Origin of the sequence: Streptomyces sp. NPDC057654, assembly GCF_042800135.1 — a bacterium.
Lineage (GTDB): Bacteria > Actinomycetota > Actinomycetes > Streptomycetales > Streptomycetaceae > Streptomyces.
Map to the genome: position 1 here is coordinate 1 of NZ_JBHVHQ010000816.1, position 3,891 is coordinate 3,891.

Consider the following 3,891-nt stretch of genomic DNA (forward strand, 5'->3'; position numbering starts at 1 on the left):
GTCCAGCACGGACGCCGGCCGCCGGGCCCCCTCCGGCGCGGGCAGCACGCCCGCGCCGCGCAGCCCGGCCGCCCCCAGCGGCGGCCCCGCGTCGATCCGCTCGCCGAGCCGCGCGCGATCCGGCCGCAGCTCGGCCAGCAGCGCCAGCACCGTGACCAGCTCCAGCAGCTCGGACGTCCACTCCCGCCGCCAGCCCGCCGGCCGCACCGCCGCCAGCGTGCCCGGCTCGGCCGGCTCCGTACGGCTCGCGAACCAGCTCTCCAGGACCCGCGCCCCGCCCGCGTGGAACTCCCACGCCGCCGCCGGTACGGGCGCGATCCGGCCCTCGCCCAAGTGCAGCGCCTCGCCCTCCGGGTCGTACGACAGGGCGCCCGGCGGCACGGCGGACGGTGGGGCGGCCCGTACGTACGGCCGCCGCCCGCCCGGCATCCGGGGCCGCTCGCCGCCGCGCGCGCCGCGGGTGTGCAGCCACAGGGCGCGGCGGCCCAGCTCCACGCCCTCGGCCCAGACGTCCGGGGCCGCGGTGAGCGGCACCGCGCAGCCGTCGGGACAGTGCCGGGCCGCGGCGGCCGTCCAGGCGAGGAAGTCGGCCGCGGACACCGGCTGCCCGAGGCGGTCGGAGAGGTGCTCCAGCAGCCCCGGCGCGAGGTTCGGCTCCGCGCCGCCGGGGCGGCGGTACAGCGGATGGACGCGGCCGGGCCGCCCCGCCGGGGCGTACCCGTCGGGCAGCAGCGCGGAGAAGACCAGCGCCGGGCCGGGCGTGCCCGGCAGCCGCGGCTGGGTGACGGCGAACAGCTGATGCCCCTCGTCGGCGACCCGCCACAGCTCGGGCCGGGCCACGTCGATGAGCCGGTGGTCCGGCAGCAGCCACTGCTGGTCGTACGGCCCGTGCAGCACCCGCACCGGCTCCGGACACGGCCCCGGATCGCGCGCGAGCCGCCCCGTCGACGAGGGCTGTCCGGGCAGCTGAGGCACCGAACTGCGCAGCGTACGGGCACGGGTCGGCCGGAACAGCGCACTGCGCTCCGCCTCGCTCTTCCCGGCGTCCGCGAGCGCCTCCCAGCGTGCTTCGAGCGCCGCCGGATCGGGCCCCAGGACCCAGCCGCGCCCGAGCCGCAGCGGGCCGACGGACCAGGGCATGAGGTCGCTCAGGAGAGGCACGTCGTCGCTCACCGCACGCATGCTACCCAGTGCCTCCGGCGGGGGAGGGGTGTGGTGCGGGGGGCTTGGCGCGGGCCCGGCCCGGGGCAGGCGCTCAGCGCGCCTCCATCGTCACGGTGAAGGAGAAGCGGTCGCCGCGGTAGTGGATGAGCACGACGTCCACCACCGCGCCGTCCTCGTCATAGGTGACGCCCGTGTAGTGCAGGATCGGGCTGAGCAGCGGCACCTGAAGGAGACGGGAGGTCTCCGGGTCCGCGAGGCGCGCCTCGACCGTGTCCGTGATGCGGCTGATGCGCACCCCGACCGCGTCCCGCAGCACCTTCGTCATCGGCCACCGCGCGAGATCGGCGGGGTCGACGCGGGCCGCGATGTCGGGGCGCAGATAGTTCTCCGCCCAGTTCGTCGGCTCGCCGGAGCCCTCCGCGCAGCGCAGCCGCCGGTAGCGGACCGTCTCCGCGACGCCGGGGAAGTACTCGGCGAGCCCCGTCGGCACCGCGGCCGGGCCGTGCCCCAGCAGCGTCGTCCGCTCACCGGACTGCTGCGCGACGATGGCGTCCACCGAGCCGAGCAGCCGCACCGGCGAGGTGCGCCGGGCGCTCGGCTCGATGAACGTGCCGCGCCGCCGGTGCCGGCTGATCAGCCCCTCCGCCTCCAGTTCCTTGAGCGCCTGCCGCATGGTCAGCACGCTGACGCCGTAGTGCTCGGCGAGCCGGTCCTCGGTGGGCAGCCGCAGCGGGTCCTGCGGGCTGCGGCCCAGTATCGAGGCCCGCAGCGACTGCGAGACCTGATACCAGAGCGGCAGCTTGCGGTTGAGCGCGAGGGAGTCGGGGGCGAAGGTGGTCACATCGGCTCCGGTCAGCTGCGGAAGTGGCGCTCCAGACCCTGCCACACGGTGTCGTACCCGCTTTGCAGGTGGTCCGCCGCCAGCGCCTGCGCGGTGGCGGTGACCGGCCACCGCGTCTCGAACATGAAGGCCAGCCCGTCGGAGATCTTCTGCGGGGCCAGCTCCGCGGCGCTCGCCGCCTCGAACGTGTCCCGGTCCGGGCCGTGCGCCGACATCATGTTGTGCAGCGAGCCGCCGCCCGGCACGAAGCCGCCCTTCCCGGCGGCCTTCGCGTCGTACGCGCCCTCGATCAGCCCCATGTACTCGCTCATCACATTGCGGTGGAAGTACGGCGGCCGGAACGTGTCCTCGCCCACCAGCCAGCGCGGCGCGAACACCACGAAGTCCACGCCCGCGAGCCCCGGCGTGTCCGAGGGCGAGGTCAGCACCGTGAAGATCGACGGGTCGGGGTGGTCGTAGCTGATCGAGCCGAGCACATTGAAGCGCCGCAGGTCGTAGACGTACGGAACGTGGTTGCCATGCCAGGCGACGACGTCCAGCGGCGAGTGGCCGTACGTCGCCGACCAGAGGTTGCCGCAGAACTTGTTGACGACCTGGACCGGGCCCGCGACGTCCTCGTAGTCCTCGTACGCGGCGACGGGCGCGAGGAAGTCCCGCGCGTTCGCCAGCCCGTTGGCGCCGATCGGCCCGAGGTCGGGCAGCGTGAACGGCTGCCCGTAGTTCTCGCACACGTACCCGCGCGCGCTCTCCTCCAGCAGCTCGACGCGGAACCGCACCCCGCGCGGGATCAGCGCGACATGCCCCGGAGCGGCGTGCAGCAGCCCGAACTCCGTGCGCAGCAGCAGCGCGCCGCGCTCCGGGACGATCAGCAGCTCGCCGTCCGCGTCGCTGAACACCCGGTCCTTCATCGAGGCGTTGGCCGCGTAGAGGTGGATCGCCATGCCGGTGCGCTGCGTCGCGTCGCCGTTGCCGCCGAGCGTCCACAGCCCGGCCAGGAAGTCGGTGCCGGCGGCCGGTTCGGGCAGCGGGTCCCAGCGCAGCCGGTTGGGGTCCGCCTCCACCTCGGTGAAGGGCGCGCCGCGCAGCGCCCCGTTGTCGATCCGCGAGAACGGCGGGTGCGCCGCCGACGGCCGGACGCGGTACAGCCACGACCGGCGGTTGCTGCTCCGCGGCTCGGTGAACGCGGTGCCGCTGAGCTGCTCCGCGTACAGCCCGAGCGGCGCGCGCTGGGGGGAGTTGCGGCCGTGCGGCAGCGCACCGGGAACGGCCTCGCTGCTGTGCTCGTTACCGAACCCGGACGAGTACGTCAGCCCCTCGGCCGTCTTCCTCGCCCGCTCGTTGTCCGTACCGCTCATCGTGTGCTCCCGACGCTCAACGATTCCTGTGCAAGACCATAGGAATGCGGGAGGGGCGCGTCAATGACATCGCGGGGCCCCGGCGCCCGTACGCGGTTCCGTTTCCGGCCGCAGGGGACGGCAGGATGGGGCGCGTGTCCACCTCACCCCTCCGCCGCGCCCCGATACAGCGGCGCAGCGCCGAGCGGCTCGACCGCATCCTCGACGCCTGCGCCGAACTGCTCGACGAGAGCGGCTACGACCGGCTCAGCACCCGCGCCGTGGCCGCCCGCGCCGAGGTCCCCATCGGTTCCGTATACCGCTTCTTCTCCGACAAACGCGCCATGGCCGAGGCGCTCGCCCACCGCAACCTCGACGTGTACGCGGCGCGCGTCGCCGACCGCTTCGCCGCCGCCGCGCCCGGCCTGGAGGGCGACTGGCGGCACGCCATGGACGTCGTCGTCGACGAATACCTCGCCATGAAACGCGGCGCTCCCGGCTTCGCCCTCGTCGAGTTCGGCATGCCCGTCCCCGCCACGGCCGCCCCCGTCG

Annotated in this window: 4 protein-coding genes; 1 reads left to right on the forward strand and 3 read right to left on the reverse strand. The window is 74.8% G+C overall.

Annotated elements, in window-relative coordinates:
* The 3 genes from ACFU99_RS36405 to hmgA all read right to left on the reverse strand — a co-directional run.
* Nucleotides 1–1,182: type ISP restriction/modification enzyme (locus tag ACFU99_RS36405; RefSeq protein WP_384400749.1), on the reverse strand; the 1,182-nt coding region annotated here is incomplete at its 3' end.
* A gap of 73 nt (nt 1,183–1,255) precedes the next feature.
* A complete protein-coding gene (locus ACFU99_RS36410) occupies nt 1,256–2,005 on the reverse strand; it encodes a GntR family transcriptional regulator (protein WP_384400752.1) in 750 nt (249 codons plus the stop codon).
* A gap of 11 nt (nt 2,006–2,016) precedes the next feature.
* Nucleotides 2,017–3,360, reverse strand: a complete 1,344-nt coding sequence (gene hmgA, locus ACFU99_RS36415; RefSeq protein ID WP_384400755.1) for a homogentisate 1,2-dioxygenase — start codon at nt 3,358–3,360, stop codon at nt 2,017–2,019.
* A 125-nt stretch (nt 3,361–3,485) separates the two neighbouring features.
* Here hmgA and ACFU99_RS36420 point away from each other — a divergent pair.
* The coding region (locus ACFU99_RS36420; protein WP_384400758.1) for a TetR/AcrR family transcriptional regulator at nt 3,486–3,891 on the forward strand (406 nt) is incomplete at its 3' end.

Coding starts and splice junctions, on each gene's coding strand:
- hmgA (WP_384400755.1), bottom strand. CDS start 3,360: ATGAGCGGTACGGACAACGAGCGGGCGAGGAAGACGGCCGAGGGGCTG.